Raw genomic sequence first — 16,788 nt, 5'->3', positions numbered from 1 at the left:
GTACGCCGGTGGACAGGACTTTCTGGTCGTCGACGTCGGCCAGTTTGTCCAGGCCCAGGGTGCCGTCGTCATTGCGGAACCACCAGGGCAGGAAGCGCCCGTTGGCCGCGTCGATACCGACCACGCGGGTGCCGATGTAGGCCGCGTCATTGTGGTCCAGTGCGTTTTTTTCCCAGCCGATGTAGGTGCCGAGAATCTTCGGGTTCTTCTCGACGTTCTCCTTGATCAGGCTGATCAACTGCTCGCGGCTGACGCTCAGTCGCGGCTGGCCGTCGGCGCCCGGCGTGCCGAGCAGCGCGTTGACTCGCACCAGGCCGCCGGCAATCAGCAGTGGCGCTTCGAGTTCGCGCTGGATCTGGCTGACCTGGGTCTGCGCCAGCGAAGTCAGGCGTTGTTCGATGACTTGTTCGAACTGCGCCTGAGTGCGCTGTTGCACCATGTCTTGGGTGCGGGCACCGGAAAACAGCGCGTACAGCACCAGCGCGGCGACCACGCTGAGGACGATGGCGCCGGCCAGGGCGGCGACGGAAAACTGGATCGACTTGAACTTCATGGGAGCTCCGCACGCAAGAGGACGTCTGCGCTGTTGTATCGGCAGCAGGCATTGCGCCATGAGTGGCGGGCGGCACATTGGGCGGGCGATGTCGCAAATGGATCAGTGTGCGACGCAGTGGCAGCGGGTCTGCCGGTGCTGTGAATTTTTTACGACAGCAGTGGTGGGAAACTTCCGAAAGACGCTGCAACACGTCTGTTGTATCTGGCGCCGATACAATTCACCCCCTACGATACGCGGCAGGTTTTCAGGGAGCTTTTGAATGAACAAGACATTGGTTGTAAGTGCACTGAGCGCAGCGCTGTTGCTGGCCGGTTGTCAGTCGGTCAACACCACCAGCGGCGGAGCCGTAGGTGTGGAGCGCAAGCAGTACATGTTCAGCATGCTGTCCTCGCAAGAGGTCGACCAGATGTATGCGCAGTCCTATCAGAAGACCGTCGGCGAGGCGTCGAGCAAAGGCGTGCTGGACAAGACCAGTCCGGAGGCCAAGCGGGTTCAGGCGATTGCCAATCGGCTGATCGCCCAGGCGCCGAACTTCCGTCCGGACGCCGCGCAGTGGCAATGGGAAGTCAATCTGATCAAGAGCGATGAACTCAACGCCAACTGCGGCCCTGGCGGCAAGATCATTTTCTACACCGGGCTGATCGACAGCCTGAAGCTGACCGACGATGAAATCGCCGCGGTCATGGGCCATGAAATCGCCCACGCCCTGCGCGAGCACGGTCGTGAAGCGATGTCCAAAGCCTATGGCGTCGAAATGGCCAAGCAGGGCGCCGGCGCGTTGTTCGGTCTGGGTCAGGACAGCCTGGCGTTGGCCGACACCGTGGCCAACTACGGCATGACCTTGCCCAACAGCCGCGCCAACGAAAACGAAGCCGACCTGATCGGACTCGAACTGGCCGCCCGCGCCGGCTACAACCCGAACGCGGCGATCACCCTGTGGGACAAGATGAGCAAGGCCTCGGAAGGCGCACCGCCGGAATTCATGAGCACCCACCCGGCCTCATCGAGCCGGATCGCCTCGCTGCAGGCAGCGATTCCGAAAGTCATGCCGCTGTACGAGAAAGCCCCGAAATCCTGATGGTTTTGCCGCGAGGCTGATGGCCCCTTCGCGAGCAGGCTCGCTCCCACCTTTGGAATGCATTCCACTGTGGGAGCGAGCCTGCTCGCGAAGAACGATAACTCGGTCTACCGACTTACGGGATTAAATCCAGCCACTGCTCTGCATCGCCTTGTACACCGCAACGATCGCCAGAATGAAGAACGCCGAAGCGGCCAGGCGACGGATCAAGGTCAGCGGCAATTTCTCCGCAGCAAAGTTACCCGCCAATACCACCGGCACGTTGGCAATCAGCATGCCCGCCGTGGTGCCGATGATCACCAGCCACAGCTCCGGATATTGCGCCGCCAGCATCACGGTGGCGATCTGCGTCTTGTCACCGATTTCCGCCAGGAAGAACGCGATCAGCGTGGTCAGGAAGGGGCCGAACTTGCGTGCGGTGCTGGCTTCATCGTCGTCCATCTTGTCCGGGACCAGCGTCCACAGCGCAGTGGCGGTGAAGCTCGCGGCGAGAATCCAGTGCAGAACAGAATCGGAGAAGAAGCTGCCGAACCAGGCGCCTACCGCACCGGCTGCCGCGTGGTTGGCCAGGGTCGCGGCGACGATACCGGCAATGATTGGCCAGGGTTTGCGAAAGCGGGCGGCGAGAATCAGCGCGAGCAGTTGCGTCTTGTCGCCGATTTCGGCCAAGGCAACGATTGCGGTGGGAACGAGTAACGAGTCCAGCATCAGGATTTTCCTAAGGGGCGGGTCGACACGGCTATGACACGTACAGCCTTCCCGCCCCGGGTAAGGTGTGCGTGTCATAGGTCTTGTCAAACCCTGCGATCCGTCTGGTGCGGACGCTTGGGTCGCATACGCCATGATCTGAGGATCAAGTATGTTGACGTATGCCGGACGAGCTTGGCGCTCGTGGGAGACTACTCCCCTAGGACGGAGCGGATTCTGCCTTCGCAAAACCGATAGAGCAAGAACAAATTTTCAGCCGCGCTTGGCTCGGTAAATCCGGAAACCATTGCCTTCAGCCTTGATCGCACACACACCCAGATGCTCTTCGATCAGTGGCTGATACTTCAGGAAGCTGTTCGCGACCAGCCGTAGTTCGCCGCCGTTTTTCAGATGTTTGGCCGCTTTTCGCAGCAAGTTCTCGGTGGCGAAATAATCGGTGTGCACCCCGACATGGAACGGCGGATTGCTCAGGATCGCGTTCAAACCCATCGGTGCAGCGTCGATACCGTCGCCGGTCAGCACTTCGGCTTCCAGACCGTTGGCCGCCAAGGTCAGGCGACTGCTGGCGGCGGCGAAGGCATCGACGTCGAGCAACGTCACCTGATTGTGCGGATAACGCCGCTTGACCGCGGCGCCCAACACCCCGGCGCCGCAACCGAAATCCAGCAGATGACCGCTCGGCAATTTGTCCAGATGCTCCAGCAGCAGGGCGCTGCCGCGGTCCAGGCGACCATGGCTGAACACGCCCGGCAGACTGATGACTTTCAACGGGCCTTCGGCCAGCGGCAGCTCATAAGTCTGCGCCAGGCTTTCCAGCGATTTGGCTTCAGGTGCATTGGCCACGGTGACTTGCCACAGTTGGCAGTGACGGGCGCTGTCGAGCTTGCGCGGCTTGCCGAACGGGTTGAGCTGCTTGGACGCACCTTCGATACCGCTGCGTTTTTCCCCGACCAGAAACACCTCGCGCCCGGGCAGACGTGCGGCCACCGCGTTGAGGATGTAATCGGTCAGGTCCTTGGACTTGGGCAAAAACACCACGGCGCTGTCGAACTCGCGCTCCGGCACGTTCACGCCGAAATGGCTGCGACCTTCGAAGCGCGCATCAAGGGCGGCTTGATCGCCGGCATGCCAGCACCAGCCGAACGCATTCGGCAAGCGCCCCAGCAGATCGTCGGCAGGCAAACCGGCCAACAACAGCGAACCCTGGAATAACTCGGCCTGACGAAGCAGTACTTCACTGCGCGGATCCATAACTGCTCCTTGGAAAAAAAGTGCCGCAGTTTATCAACTGACGACCCGCAGCGCTGTACCGCTGAAGAACGCCTGGGCGTTTTCGGTCAATTGGCCAACGATACGCTGCCGCGCTTCGCGACTGCCCCAGGCGTTGTGCGGGGTGACGATCAGCCGTGGAATATCGGCGGCGAGCAACGGATTGCCGTTGACCGGTGGTTCGACACTGAGCACATCGGTGGCCGCGCCGCCGAGGTGACCGTTGCGCAGGGCATCGGCCAAGGCTTGCTCGTCGATCAAACCACCGCGAGCGGTGTTGACCACAAACGCGCCGGGTTTCATCGACGCCAGCTCGCGGGCGCCGATGAAGTGCCGGGTGTGTTCGTTGAGCGGGCAGTGCAGGGTCAGGGCGTCGATCTGCGGCAGCAATTCGTTCAGCGGCAGTCGGTCCGGGCGCGCCGGGCGGCCGGGAATCTGCCCGAGCAACACACGCATGCCAAACGCTTCGGCCAGCCGTGCGACTGCGCCGCCGAGTTCACCGTGACCGAGCAGGCCGAGGGTTTTACCTTGCAGTTCGACAATCGGGTAGTCGAGCAGGCAGAACTGTCTGGCCTGCTGCCAGCGACCCTCGCCGACCGCTTTTTGATAATCGGCCAGGCGGGTGGCGAGGTTGAGCAGCAACATGATCGTGTGCTGCGCCACCGACGGCGTGCCGTAACCCTGACAGTTGCACACGGTGATGCCATGGGCGCGGGCCGCGTCCAGATCGACGTTGTTGGTGCCGGTGGCGGTAATCAGGATCAGTTGCAGATCGGGGTTGGCGGCCATCGCGGCAGCGTCGATGCGGATCTTGTTGGTGATCGCCACGCTGGCCCCGTGCAGGCGCTCGCTGACCTGTTCGGGCGCAGTCTGGGCGAACAGTTGCAGGTCGCTGAAGCAGGCGCGCAACGGGCTGAGGTCAAGATCGCCAAGATCCAGTGACGGGTGATCGAGGAATACGGCGCGGCGCGGGTTCGTCATCAACTGTACCTTTTGTGCTTGGAACGGAAGGCGTAATCTGCCGAGCCTACCAGATGAAACAAATCGTTACGTACAGCGCCCGCAATACCCTGTGGCGAGGGAGCTTGCTCCCGCTGGGCTGCGAAGCAGACCCAAACCCATTCACCGTACTGTGTCAGGCACACCGGTGTTTCAGGTTTTACGACTGCTGCGCAGCCGAGCGGGAGCAAGCTCCCTCGCCACAGGGTTTGAGCCAGTTGATGAATTGTTTTTACTCATTAAAGAGGAGCCCCCATGTACTGGACCGAGTTCTTGACCGTTGCACTGATCCATCTGTTGGCCGTGGCCAGCCCCGGCCCGGACTTTGCCGTGGTGGTGCGCGAGAGCGTGACCCATGGTCGGCGCGCCGGCACCTGGACCGCGCTGGGGGTGGGCACGGCGATTTTCCTGCATGTGGGTTATTCGTTGCTCGGCATCGGCCTGATCGTGTCGCAGTCGATCGTGCTGTTCAACGCCTTGAAATGGGCCGCCGCGGCGTACCTGCTGTACATCGGCTTCAAGGCCTTGCGCGCGCAGCCGGCGAAAACTGTCACTGATGACTTGCACAAGGAAGCCGGCGTGCGTACCGCTCGCGGCGCCTTCACTTCGGGCTTCGTCACCAACGGCCTGAACCCGAAAGCCACGCTGTTCTTCCTGTCGCTGTTCACCGTGGTGATCAACCCGCACACGCCGCTGGCGGTGCAGGCCGGTTACGGCGTCTATCTGGCCGTAGCGACGGCCGTCTGGTTCTGCCTGGTGGCGATGCTGTTCAGCCAGCAGCGCGTGCGCGCCGGTTTCGCCCGCATGGGCCACTGGTTCGACCGCACCATGGGCGCGGTGCTGATCGCGATCGGCGTGAAACTCGCGTTCACCGAGATGCATTGATCTCAGAACCGCGACTTAAACCTGTGGGAGCGAGCCTGCTCGCGAAGGCGTTGGGTCAATCGACATTATTGGTGGCTGAAAGACCGCTTTCGCGAGCAGGCTCGCTCCCACGGGTCCTACACAAGCTCGCTGATTTTGCTCAGATTATTTAGGTATTCACGGGGATTGTCCCCGAGCAAACGGCGAAACATCGCGCTGAACGCCCGCGCGCTGCCGTAGCCCAAGTCCCGTGCCACGCTTTGCACGCTGTCCCCGGCGAGCAGGCGCGGCAGGGCTTCCATCAGGCGCAGTTGCTGGCGCCAGGCCTTGAAACTCATCTTCAGTTGTCGCTGGAACAGCCGCGCCAGGGTGCGCGAGCTGGCGCCGACCTGCTGCGCCCAGTCGTCCAGGGTGTTGGGGTGATCGGGGGTGTGCAGCAAGGCCAGGCAGATGTTTTGCAGGCGCCGGTCAGTGGGCATCGGAATGTGCAGCGGCAGGTTTTCCAGGCCGGCCAATTCTTCCAGCATCAACTGCTGGATCAACGGATTGTCCGCATGCGGTGGACCCTGCACGGCGCGCAGGATCAACTCGCGCAACAGCGGCGTCACCGCCAGCACGCAGCACTGTTGCAGGCTGGCCGGTGACAGTTCGGGAGCGATGAACAGCGAGCGCATCTGCACATCGCCGGACATGAAAATCTCGTGTGCGACCTGCGGCGGAATCCACACCGCGCGGCTCGGCGGAATCACCCAGGCGCCAAGATCGGTGACCACACGCATGATCCCTCTGACGGCATACAGCAACTGTGCCTCGCGGTGCAGGTGCAGCGGCTGGTGAGCGCCGTCCAGATAATCCCGGGGATAGGCACTCACCGGGCCGTGTTCGAAATGGCTGATCAACATGTCGGGTTTGATGACCTGAATGGCAGATATGCGCTTTTTCGCCAACTTAGCATAGGCCGCTCATAACAATCCGCCCACAACACACACAAGCGTGCTGCCATGAATCAATCCCGAAACGTCATACGCTACGTCAACGCTGCCCATGTGATCGATCACATGTTCATGTTGATTTTTCCCGCCGCCGTGCTCGGCATGACCCAGGCCTTTGGTCTCGACTACGCCGCGCTGATCGGTCTGTCACTGGGCGGCTTCATTGCCTTCGGTGCCTGTTCGCTGCCGGCCGGCTGGCTGGGTGATCACTGGAGTCGGCGGCAGATGATGCTGGTGTTTTTCTTCGGCATCGGCGCCTCGGCAATCTTCACCGGGTTGAGCAGCAGCCCGACGATGCTGGTGATCGGGCTGACCCTGATCGGCATTTTTGCGGCGATCTACCACCCGGTGGGTACCGCGATGCTGGTGGCCTACGCGCAGAACCGTGGCCGGGAAATCGGCATCAACGGCATGTGGGGCAACCTCGGCGTGGCGTTTTCGGCGCTGATCACCGGGTTGCTGGTGGCGCAATTCGGCTGGCGCTCGGCCTTTGTGTTACCGGGTGTGGTAGCGATTGTGCTGGGTATCGGTTTTGCGCTGCAGGTGCGTGAAGAGCCGATCCCGCAGCGTCCGCACACCGTGCTGAAAGGCGCTGGCGGTCAGAAGATCTCGATGCTCATGGTGTTCGGTGTGCTGGCGCTGGCGACGGCCACCGGCGGTGTAGTGTTCAACGCCACCACCATGACCTATCCGAAGCTGTTTCAGGAGCGCTTGCATGACCTGTTCGCCTCGCCGCAAACCCTTGGCGTGGTGGTCAGCCTGGCGTATGCCTTCGGCGCGGTGGCGCAGTTGAGCATCGGGCAGGTTCTGCATCGGGTCAGTCTGAAATGGCCGTTTCTGGTGCTCACGCTGTTTCAGGCACCGCTGTTATACGGCATGGCCCATGTCGATGGCTGGGCGGTGATCGTGCTTGGAGCGGCGTTCATGTTCGTGGTGTTCGGCCAGGTGACGGTGAACGACTCGATGGTCGCCAATTTCGTTGCACCGCAGTGGCAATCCCGGGTGTTTGCCCTGCGTTACTGCCTGTCGTTCGGCGCCAGTGCAACGGCGATTCCGCTGATTTCCTACGTCGAGCCGCGCCATGGTTTCGTCGGGCTTTACCTGATTCTGGCGGGTTTTGGCGCGTTGACCTTCCTCGCTGCCGTAGCTTTCCCACGCACACCTTCCGAAGCGGCTGTAGGACAAGCCGCCTGAGTAGGGCTGAATACCGGCAAATGCTGGCTCAAAGCTAGCATTTGTACGGCTGTGCAAATCATTCCTTCGGCTGATTTGACTGGGGTATAACGGCTCTAGAGTAATGCTCTCTACGCCAACACCGTGCAGCCAGAAAAGGGATTCATATGTTGCAGACTCGCGTCATTCCCCCGGCCGATGGGGCCTACCAGTATCCATTGCTGATCAAACGGCTGCTGATGTCCGGCGCCCGTTACGAGAAAACCCGCGAGATCATCTACCGAGACCAGTTGCGCTACAGCTATCCGACCCTGATCGAACGGGTTGCGCGGCTGGCCAACGTGCTCACGGCGGCGGGTGTGAAGGCGGGTGACACCGTGGCGGTGATGGACTGGGACAGCCATCGCTACCTCGAATGCATGTTTGCCATCCCGATGATCGGCGCGGTGATCCACACCATCAACGTGCGTCTGTCGCCGGAGCAGATCCTCTACACCATGAACCACGCCGAGGACCGCTTTGTGCTGGTCAACAGCGAGTTCGTCGGGTTGTATCAGGCCATCGCGCCGCACCTGACCACGGTGGAGAAAACCCTGCTGCTGACCGATCTGCCGGAGAAAACCGCCGAGCTGCCGAACCTGGTCGGCGAGTACGAGCAACTGCTGGCCGCCGCGAGCCCGCAGTACGATTTCCAGGACTTCGACGAGAACTCGGTCGCCACCACCTTCTACACCACTGGCACCACCGGCAACCCGAAAGGCGTGTACTTCACCCATCGGCAACTGGTGCTGCACACCATGGGCGTGTCGACGATCATGGGCGCGATCGACAGCGTGCGCCTGCTCGGCACCAACGACGTGTACATGCCGATCACCCCGATGTTTCATGTGCATGCCTGGGGCCTGCCTTATGTAGCGACCATGCTCGGGCTCAAACAGGTTTACCCGGGGCGTTACGACCCGGAATTCCTGGTGGAGTTGTGGCGCAAGGAGAAGGTCACGTTCTCCCACTGCGTGCCGACCATCCTGCAGATGCTGCTCAACGCCAAAGGCGCACAAGGCACCGATTTCGGTGGCTGGAAGATCGTCATCGGCGGCAGTGCGCTCAATCGCACGTTGTATGAAACCGCCAAGGCCCGGGGCATTCAGCTGACGGCGGCGTACGGCATGTCGGAGACCGGGCCACTGGTGTCCTGCGCCCACCTCAATGACGAGTTGATGGCTGGCACCGAAGACGAGCGCACCACTTACCGGATCAAGGCCGGCGTGCCGGGGCCGCTGGTGGAAGCGGCGATTGTCGATGGTGACGGTAACTTCCTCCCCGCCGACGGCGAAACCCAGGGCGAACTGGTACTGCGCGCGCCGTGGCTCACCGAAGGCTATTTCAACGAGCCGCAGAAGGGCGCCGAGCTCTGGGCCGGCGGCTGGCTGCACACCGGCGATGTGGCAACACTCGACAGCATGGGCGTGATCGACATCCGCGACCGCATCAAGGACGTGATCAAGACCGGCGGCGAGTGGATCTCCTCACTGGACCTCGAAGACCTGATCAGCCGTCATGTCGCGGTACGCGAAGTAGCAGTGGTAGGCATCGCCGATCCGCAGTGGGGCGAGCGGCCGTTTGCGCTGCTGGTGATCCGCGAAGGGCACGCGATCGGCGCGCGCGAACTCAAGGAACACCTCAAGCCGTTCGTGGAGTTGGGGCACCTGAGCAAGTGGGCGATTCCGAGTCAGATCGCCCTTGTTACGGAAATTCCCAAGACCAGTGTCGGCAAGCTCGACAAGAAGCGCATCCGCCTCGACATCACCGAATGGCAGGCCAACAACAGCACCTTCCTCTCGACGCTCTGAGCGTCTGCTGGCGCGCCGAAAACGGCGCGCCAGACCCACCAAGCAAGCGCTTGGCTTGTGAAATCGAAAAATTCAGCCATCCTTGCCGTGCCGACATGTGTCGGACTGGCGAAAGGACTGTTCCAGAGTGGCCGGCAGCTGCAAATCACACTTTAGAGGGATCAAGCAGTACCACCTGCTGGCTATAGTCCGCTCAAGGATTTTTAAGAACGGGGCACACGCACAAACGGGGCGATGCAAATTTGGAGTGACGTCGGGCGGCTACTGGCTCCCGGTCTTCCAGGCGTTTTTAAAAGTACTCACTGCCATAACAATAATGCACATGGAGTAGCGTCGATGACCTCAGTAAACCAGTTCTGGCGCCGGGCTAAACTGCCTCTGGCCGTCAGTCTTGCCTCTACGCTCGCCGGGCCCGCATTCGGCGTCAGTTTCAACGTCGGTGAAATCGAAGGTCAGTTCGATTCCTCGCTCTCCCTGGGCATGAGTGTTTCGACCCAGCAGCCGAACAAGGACCTTATTGGTGTCAACAACGGTGGCAAGGGCCTGTCCCAGACCTCCGACAACGGTCACCTGAACTTCAAGAGCGGGCAAGCCTTCTCGAAGATCTTCAAGGGCATCCATGATCTCGAATTGAAATACGGCGACACCGGGGTCTTCGTCCGGGGCAAATACTGGTACGACTTCGCGCTGCAGAATCAGGACCTGGAATACAAGGACGTCAGCAACCACAACCGTGATGTCGCGGCGCGTTCTTCCGGCGGGCAGATCCTCGACGCCTTCGTTTACCACAACTACTCGATTGCCGATGAGCCGGGTTCGGTGCGTCTGGGCAAGCAGGTGGTGAACTGGGGTGAAAGTACCTTCATCGGCGGCGGCATCAACTCGATCAACCCGATCGACGTGTCCGCGTTCCGTCGTCCGGGTGCCGAGATCAAGGAAGGCCTGATCCCGGTCAACATGTTCTACGTGTCGCAGAGCCTCACCGAAAACCTCTCGGCCGAAGGTTTCTACCAGATCGACTGGCAGAAGACCGTGACCGACAACTGCGGCACGTTCTTCTCGCAGCCGGACATCGTAACCACCGGTTGCGACGACAACCTGCGGGTCCTGAACAAGCGTTCGACCATTCCGGGCATTGCGCTCGGGCCGTTGGCCGCCGCCGGCGTGGATGTCAACGAAGAGGGCGTGCTGGTGCGCCGTTCGCCTAACCGCAACGCCCGTGACAACGGGCAGTGGGGCGTTTCCGCCAAGTACATGTTCGACCCGCTGGCCACCGAGTTCGGCGCCTACTTCATGAACTACCACAGCCGTGCGCCGATCTTCAGCGCCACCGGTGCGCCACAACGTATCTATAACGGCGTGGCCGCTTTGCCGGGGCCGTTCCAGGCGCTGGGGCCACTGGTGGTCGCCGGCAACTCGAACTATTTCATCGAATACCCTGAAGACATCCGCCTCTACGGCCTGAGCTTCTCCACCACCCTGCCTACCGGTACGGCGTGGAGCGGTGAGGTCAGCTACCGGCCGAATGCGCCGGTGCAGTTGAACTCCACCGACATTCTGTTCGCCGGCGTGCGTCCGCTGGGTGGCGCGTTGACCAACGCGTCGATCCTCAACGGCGTACCGGGCCAGGATCTGCATGGTTACAACCGCAAAGAGATCACCCAGTTGCAAACCACCCTGACGCACTTCTTCGATCAGGTGATGGGCGCCAACCGCCTGACCCTGGTGGGTGAAGTCGGCGTGACCCACGTCGGTGGTCTGGAAAGCAAGTCCGAGGCCCGCTACGGCCGCGATCCGGTGTTCGGTCCGGGTGAATTGCCTTCCACCGGCGGCCTCAACACCTGCTCGCAGATCCTCAACACCTCCACCATCAACGGTGCCGGGGCAGGCGCTTCGCGCGATAACGTATCGAGCAACTGCAACAACGACGGTTTCACCACGGCCACGTCCTGGGGTTATCGCGCTCGTGCCATCTGGGATTACAGCGACGTGTTCGCCGGTGTGAACCTCAAACCGAACGTGGCCTGGTCGCATGACGTGAAAGGCTACTCGCCGGGTCCTGGCGGCAACTTCGAGGAAGGCCGCAAGGCCATCAGCCTCGGTCTGGATGCCGAATACCAGAACACCTACACCGCGAGCCTGGCTTACACCAACTTCTTTGGCGGCGACTACACGACCGTGGACGATCGTGACTTCGTTGCCCTGAGCGTCGGCGTGAACTTCTAAGCACAGTTTTTTCAGGACGAACACACATATGAAAATAACAAAGAGTCTGTTCCACGCGGGTGTTCTGGGCTTGTCGCTGCTGGCGACCAGCGTCATGGCGGCCGTTCCCGCCGCCGAAGCCGACAAGCTGGGCAAGAGCCTGACGCCGATGGGCGCCGAAATGGCCGGCAACGCCGACGGTTCGATCCCGGCCTGGAAACCGCTGCCGAAAAATGCCGGCACGGTTGACGGCAAGGGCTTCCTGTCCGATCCGTTCGGCAGTGAAAAACCACTGTTTACCATCACCGCGCAGAACGTCGATCAGTACAAGGCCAAGCTTGCTCCGGGCCAGTACGCGATGTTCAAGCGCTACCCGGACACCTTCAAGATGCCGGTTTATCCGTCCCATCGCGGCTCGACCGTACCGGATGAAGTGTTTGCCGCGATCAAGAAGAACGCCACCACCACCAATCTGGTCGCCGGCGGCAACGGTCTGGAAAACTTCGAAACCGCCGTGCCGTTCCCGATTCCGAAAAGCGGTCTGGAAGTGATCTGGAACCACATCACTCGCTATCGCGGTGGCAGCGTGACCCGTCTGGTGACCCAGGCAACGCCGCAAACCAACGGCTCGTTCAGCCTGGTGTACTTCCAGGACCAGTTCGTGTTCCGCGACAAGATGAAGGACTACGATCCGGCCAACCCGGGCAACATCCTGTTCTACTTCAAGCAGAAAGTGACCGCGCCGGCACGTCTGGCCGGTACCGTGCTGCTGGTGCACGAAACCCTCGACCAGGTGAAGGAACCGCGCAAGGCCTGGGTCTACGCCACCGGTCAGCGTCGCGTGCGTCAGGCCCCCCAGGTGTCGTATGACGGTCCGGGTACTGCGGCCGACGGCCTGCGGACTTCCGACAACCTCGACATGTACAACGGAGCACCGGATCGCTACGACTGGGCACTGGAAGGCAAGAAAGAGCTGTACATCGCCTCGAACAGCTACAAGATCGACTCGCCGAACCTTAAGTACGCCGACATCATCAAGGCCGGGCATATCAACCAGGACCTGACCCGTTACGAGCTGCGTCGTGTCTGGCACGTGGTGGCTACCCTGAAACCGGGTCAGCGCCACATCTACGCCAAACGTGATTTCTACATCGACGAAGACACTTGGCAGGCTGCGGTCATCGACCACTACGACGGTCGCGGTCAGCTGTGGCGTGTGGCCGAGGCGCATGCCGAGGACTACTACGACAAGCAAGTGCCGTGGTACGCGCTGGAAGCCCTGTACGACCTGCAATCGGGCCGCTACCTGGCACTGGGCATGAAGAACGAAGAGAAACAGGCGTATGACTTCGGCTTCTCTGCCACCAAGAGCGAATTCCAGCCAGGCAACCTGGGCCAGGACGGTATCCGCTAAGCTGTAACCAGAGGCCGCATCCTCGAAAAAACGCCCCGACTGGTTCGGGGCGTTTTTTTTTTGCTTTTGCAGGAGCTGCCGCAGGCTGCGATCTTTTGATCCTGAAAGATCGCAGCCTGCGGCAGCTCCGACAAGGTTGCGCTTAACGGCTCGTGACCTTTTTGTAGCCATTTGTAGCAGCAACCTTCATAACCGCTACGTTTAAGGCTAGGCTGCGGACATCTGCTACGCCGCCAACAGCCATTCAAACAAGAGCCGGCCATGACTGATCTGTCCCCGCTTCCGGATCCTGCAAGCGCTGCCGTCGCGACACTGGACGGGCGTTTTTTTCGCCCGCCACTGCCCGACGGCTACGTGCTGCGACCGCGTCTGTGTGAACGTCTGAGTGCCGGGCTCGCGGGACGGCTGTTGCTGGTCTGCGCCCCCGCCGGCTTCGGCAAGAGCTCGCTGGCGGTGGAATTCTGTCAGAGCCTGCCGGCGCACTGGCAGAGTTTGTGGCTGGGCTTGAGCCCGCGGGATAACGATCCGGGGCGCTTTCTCGAACGATTGCTTGAGGGCTTGCAGGATTACTTTCCGGATCTGGGCAGTCGCGCGCTCGGTCTGCTGAAGATGCGCCAGCGCCATCAGCCGTTCGCCTTCGAAGAATGGCTCGACGGCTTGCTCGATGAGTTGGCCCTGCAACTGCAACCGACCGCGCCGCTGTTGCTGGTGCTCGACGATTACCATCTCGCCCAAGGCCCGGTGCTTGATCGCTGCCTGCAGTTTTTCCTCAATCATTTGCCCGATGGCTTGCTGGTCATGGTCACCAGTCGGCAGCGGCCGGACTGGCATCTGGCGCGCCTGCGCCTGTCGCGACAACTGCTGGAACTGCATGAGCAGGATCTGCGCCTGACCCATGATGAAGCCCTGACCCTGCTTGACCGGCATAGCACGTCGCTACGTGGCGAAGCGCTGGAAAACCTGATTCAGCGCAGCGAAGGCTGGGTGGCCGGGCTGCGCTTCTGGCTGCTGGCGGCATCCGAAGCCGGCAGCGAGGCCGCCTTGCCGCAAGCGCTGAACGGCGGCGAAGGGCTGATTCGCGACTACTTGCTCGAGGAAGTCATCGACTGTCTGCCGGCCGAGGTACAAGCGTTTCTCTACGACACCGCGCCTCAGGAACGCTTTTGCAGCGAGTTGTGCGACGCGGTGCGCGAAGCCCACGACAGCGGCGAAATCCTGCGCTTTCTGTTGGCTCATCAAGTGTTTCTAGTGCCGCTGGACGAGCACGGTCACTGGTATCGCTATCACCATTTGTTTTCCGATCTGCTGCGCAGCCGGCCCATCGCTCGGGCGATAGTGCCCGCCGCCACCCTGCACTTGCGTGCCTGCCGCTGGTTCAATGCGCAGGGCCTGCTCGATGAAGCGGTCGAACAGGCGCTACGCGCCGGCCATCTGGATGTGGCGGCGAATCTGGTGCAGAACCTGTCCGAGGAACAACTGCTCGCCGAACAGAACGTCGGCATGTTGCTGCGCTGGAAGATGGACTTGCCCGACAGTCTCCTGATCAGTACCCCGCGCCTGATCGTGTTGTACAGCTGGGCGTTGGGGCTGGCCTGTCAGCTTGATGCGGCCGAAGAACTCGCCAGTCATCTCAGCCGTTTTCTGCCGGCACCTTCGGCCACCGCACAGAAGTCGATGTTGGCCCAATGGCTGGCGCTCAAGGGCATCATCGCCCGCGGGCGAGGCCATCGCGAGCAGACCCTCGAGTATTGCAGCGAAGCGCTGGAAAGCCTGCCGGCCAAGCGCTACGGACAGCGCCTGATGTGCCTGTCGACCCTGTCCAACCTGGCGATTGCCGATGGCGACCTGTGGCGAGCACGGGGCCTGAACCGCGAGTCGCTTGAGCTGGCGCAGCGGGTCGGCAATCCCTTGTTCGAAGCGTTGGCACATTACGACCGGGCGCGAGTGTTGCAGGCCCGTGGCGAGATTCTGCGTGCACTGGATGAGGTTCATCAGGGGCTCGACCGTCTGCGCGGGCTGTCGGCGCAGCGTCTGTACGCGGTGCGCGCGCGGCTGACGTTGTACGAAGGTTTTCTGTTGTCCATGCGCCTGCAACCACAGCAGGCCCGAACTCGATTGCTGAGCGGTCTGGCCGAAGCGCGGGCCTGTCGCGATATCAGCGTGTTGATCGGCCACTGCGTGATCGCCCGTCTGGACGGCAGCTCAGGCGAGTTTGCCAAGGCCTTTGCCGAGCTCGCCGAAGCCGAGCGGCTGATGCACATCTGGGACGTGCCGCCGATCTACTACCTGGCGATGATCACCCTGGTTAAATGCGAACTGTGGCTGGCGCAGGGCCGCACCGATCTGGCCGAAGCCTGGCTGGCGCGACTGGGTCAGACCTACACCGGCGAGCGCGCAGCGGCGCCACCGGAATTTCATCCTCAGCTGCCATTGCACGTCGAATTGCAGCAAGCGCTGCTCGATGTGATTCAAGGGCAACCGATGCTCGCCGAAGGGCGGTTGAATGTGCTGCTGGAAAACGGTCAGCAAACCGGTCGCCAGTTGCTGTGTGTAATGGCGCTGGCGCAGAAGGTTGCCTTGTTGCTGGGCACTGGCCGCGAACCTGAGGCGCGCAAAGCGTTGAGTCAGGCACTGGAAGCGGCGGCGGGCGGCGTGATACAGCCGTTTGACGCACTGATCAGAGAATATCCGGACTGGTTACGCGGCCAATTGCACAACTCACCGGCGCTGGCAGGACAGCCGTTACTGGCGCATTTTCCGCTGGTGGCGAATCGGCCAGTGGTTGAGTCCGCCGCTGCCGAACAACTCAGCAGCCGGGAGCTGGCGGTGCTGCGTTTGATTGCCCAAGGCTGTTCCAATCAGGAAATCAGCGAACAGCTGTTCATTTCGCTGCATACCGTGAAAACCCATGCGAGTCATATCAATAGCAAGTTGGGCGTTGAGCGGCGTACGCAGGCGGTGGCGCGGGCCAAGGAATTGGGTGTTTTGACTTAGCGCTACGGTTTATCGACACCCACAAAAAAGCCCCGAATGATCGGGGCGTTTTTTGTGGGTGTCCCGACCTGCGAGCAAGTCGGGTAGTCGTTATATCAGGCCACCAGATCGTTGGCGCTGAAACTGTTCACACCCACCAGTTGGATCTCGAAGTCCGCACCGGCGTTGCCGCTGACGTTACCGGACAGCACGTGATCAACGAAGCGCACTTGACCGGCGCCAGTGAAATCGCCCGCACCAATAAAGGTGAAGCCGTTGAAGCCAGCAGTCAGCAAGTTGGCATCAAACTTCGTCAGGTCGATCTTGTCGCCTTGCGCGCTGTTGAAGTCAGTGATGACGTCACGCAGATTGCCAGTGCCGGTTTCGTTCCAGGCGTTGAACACGAAGGTGTCAGCACCTGAACCACCCGTCAGAGTATCGGTGCCCAGACCGCCGATGAGAATGTCATTGCCGGCTCCGCCGTTCAGCAGGTTGTTGCCGTCGTTGCCTGTCAATGTGTTGTTCAGGGCGTTGCCGGTACCGTTGAGGTTGCTGCTGCCCGTCAATACCAGATTTTCCAGATTGTCACCCAGGGTCCAGTTGACCGATGACCGTACGGTATCGATTTCACTGGCCAGAGTGCTGGTTTCGATGACGGTGTCGCCGGCGTTGTCGACGATGTAGGTGTCGTTGCCCAGACCACCCTC

At 61.3% G+C, this 16,788-nt stretch carries 12 protein-coding genes and 1 riboswitch; of the genes, 7 read left to right on the top strand and 5 right to left on the bottom strand.

Annotated features, from left to right (window positions below):
* The first annotated feature begins 815 nt into the window (after nt 1–815).
* On the top strand, nt 816–1,634 hold the full coding sequence (locus tag ACIOUG_RS17315) for a M48 family metallopeptidase (protein WP_262143288.1): 819 nt from the start codon (nt 816–818) through the stop codon (nt 1,632–1,634).
* Between the two features lie 123 nt (nt 1,635–1,757).
* On the opposite strand, the gene ACIOUG_RS17310 is transcribed toward ACIOUG_RS17315, so the two are convergent.
* The 3 genes from ACIOUG_RS17310 to ACIOUG_RS17300 form a co-directional block, all read right to left on the bottom strand.
* Nucleotides 1,758–2,342 (bottom strand): TMEM165/GDT1 family protein, encoded by a 585-nt coding sequence (locus ACIOUG_RS17310; protein ID WP_003228090.1) that lies wholly within the window; start codon nt 2,340–2,342, stop codon nt 1,758–1,760.
* A gap of 89 nt (nt 2,343–2,431) precedes the next feature.
* Nucleotides 2,432–2,554: riboswitch (yybP-ykoY riboswitch) on the bottom strand.
* A gap of 40 nt (nt 2,555–2,594) precedes the next feature.
* Nucleotides 2,595–3,593: a class I SAM-dependent methyltransferase gene (locus ACIOUG_RS17305; RefSeq protein WP_003228088.1), complete on the bottom strand. Its 999-nt coding sequence runs from the start codon at nt 3,591–3,593 to the stop codon at nt 2,595–2,597.
* A gap of 33 nt (nt 3,594–3,626) precedes the next feature.
* Nucleotides 3,627–4,592, bottom strand: a complete 966-nt coding sequence (locus tag ACIOUG_RS17300) for a 2-hydroxyacid dehydrogenase (protein WP_401067203.1) — start codon at nt 4,590–4,592, stop codon at nt 3,627–3,629.
* A gap of 273 nt (nt 4,593–4,865) precedes the next feature.
* Here ACIOUG_RS17300 and ACIOUG_RS17295 point away from each other — a divergent pair, with 273 nt between their 5' ends.
* Nucleotides 4,866–5,495 (top strand): LysE family translocator, encoded by a 630-nt coding sequence (locus ACIOUG_RS17295; protein ID WP_003228086.1) that lies wholly within the window; start codon nt 4,866–4,868, stop codon nt 5,493–5,495.
* A 116-nt stretch (nt 5,496–5,611) separates the two neighbouring features.
* On the opposite strand, the gene ACIOUG_RS17290 is transcribed toward ACIOUG_RS17295, so the two are convergent.
* A complete protein-coding gene (locus ACIOUG_RS17290; protein WP_401067202.1) occupies nt 5,612–6,376 on the bottom strand; it encodes an AraC family transcriptional regulator in 765 nt (254 codons plus the stop codon).
* Between the two features lie 99 nt (nt 6,377–6,475).
* Here ACIOUG_RS17290 and ACIOUG_RS17285 point away from each other — a divergent pair, with 99 nt between their 5' ends.
* The 5 genes from ACIOUG_RS17285 to ACIOUG_RS17265 all read left to right on the top strand — a co-directional run bounded on the left by ACIOUG_RS17285 (nt 6,476) and on the right by ACIOUG_RS17265 (nt 16,102).
* Nucleotides 6,476–7,660: an MFS transporter gene (locus tag ACIOUG_RS17285; RefSeq protein WP_401067201.1), complete on the top strand. Its 1,185-nt coding sequence runs from the start codon at nt 6,476–6,478 to the stop codon at nt 7,658–7,660.
* 146 nt (nt 7,661–7,806) lie between these two features.
* Nucleotides 7,807–9,489 carry a fatty acid--CoA ligase gene (locus ACIOUG_RS17280; protein ID WP_401067199.1) on the top strand — a complete coding sequence of 561 codons (1,683 nt, stop codon included), beginning with the start codon at nt 7,807–7,809 and terminating at the stop codon, nt 9,487–9,489.
* A gap of 336 nt (nt 9,490–9,825) precedes the next feature.
* Nucleotides 9,826–11,715, top strand: coding sequence for a DUF1302 domain-containing protein (locus ACIOUG_RS17275; RefSeq protein ID WP_401067197.1), 1,890 nt, complete (start codon nt 9,826–9,828; stop codon nt 11,713–11,715).
* Between the two features lie 28 nt (nt 11,716–11,743).
* The gene (locus tag ACIOUG_RS17270; RefSeq protein ID WP_401067195.1) at nt 11,744–13,108 is read left to right on the top strand and encodes a DUF1329 domain-containing protein; all 1,365 of its coding nucleotides are present in this window, start codon (nt 11,744–11,746) and stop codon (nt 13,106–13,108) included.
* Between the two features lie 261 nt (nt 13,109–13,369).
* On the top strand, nt 13,370–16,102 hold the full coding sequence (locus tag ACIOUG_RS17265; protein WP_401067194.1) for a LuxR C-terminal-related transcriptional regulator: 2,733 nt from the start codon (nt 13,370–13,372) through the stop codon (nt 16,100–16,102).
* Nucleotides 16,103–16,197: 95 nt separating this feature from the next.
* Here the strand turns inward: ACIOUG_RS17265 and ACIOUG_RS17260 are convergent.
* Nucleotides 16,198–16,788, bottom strand: a 591-nt coding sequence (locus ACIOUG_RS17260; protein ID WP_401067193.1) for a type I secretion C-terminal target domain-containing protein, incomplete at its 5' end; no start/stop codon positions are given.

It is taken from the genome of Pseudomonas sp. NPDC087803 (genome assembly GCF_044742995.1).
In the GTDB taxonomy this organism is placed as follows: Bacteria; Pseudomonadota; Gammaproteobacteria; order Pseudomonadales; family Pseudomonadaceae; genus Aquipseudomonas.
Note: the sequence above shows the minus strand (reverse complement) of the source record. Positions and strands in the feature narration are given on the sequence as shown.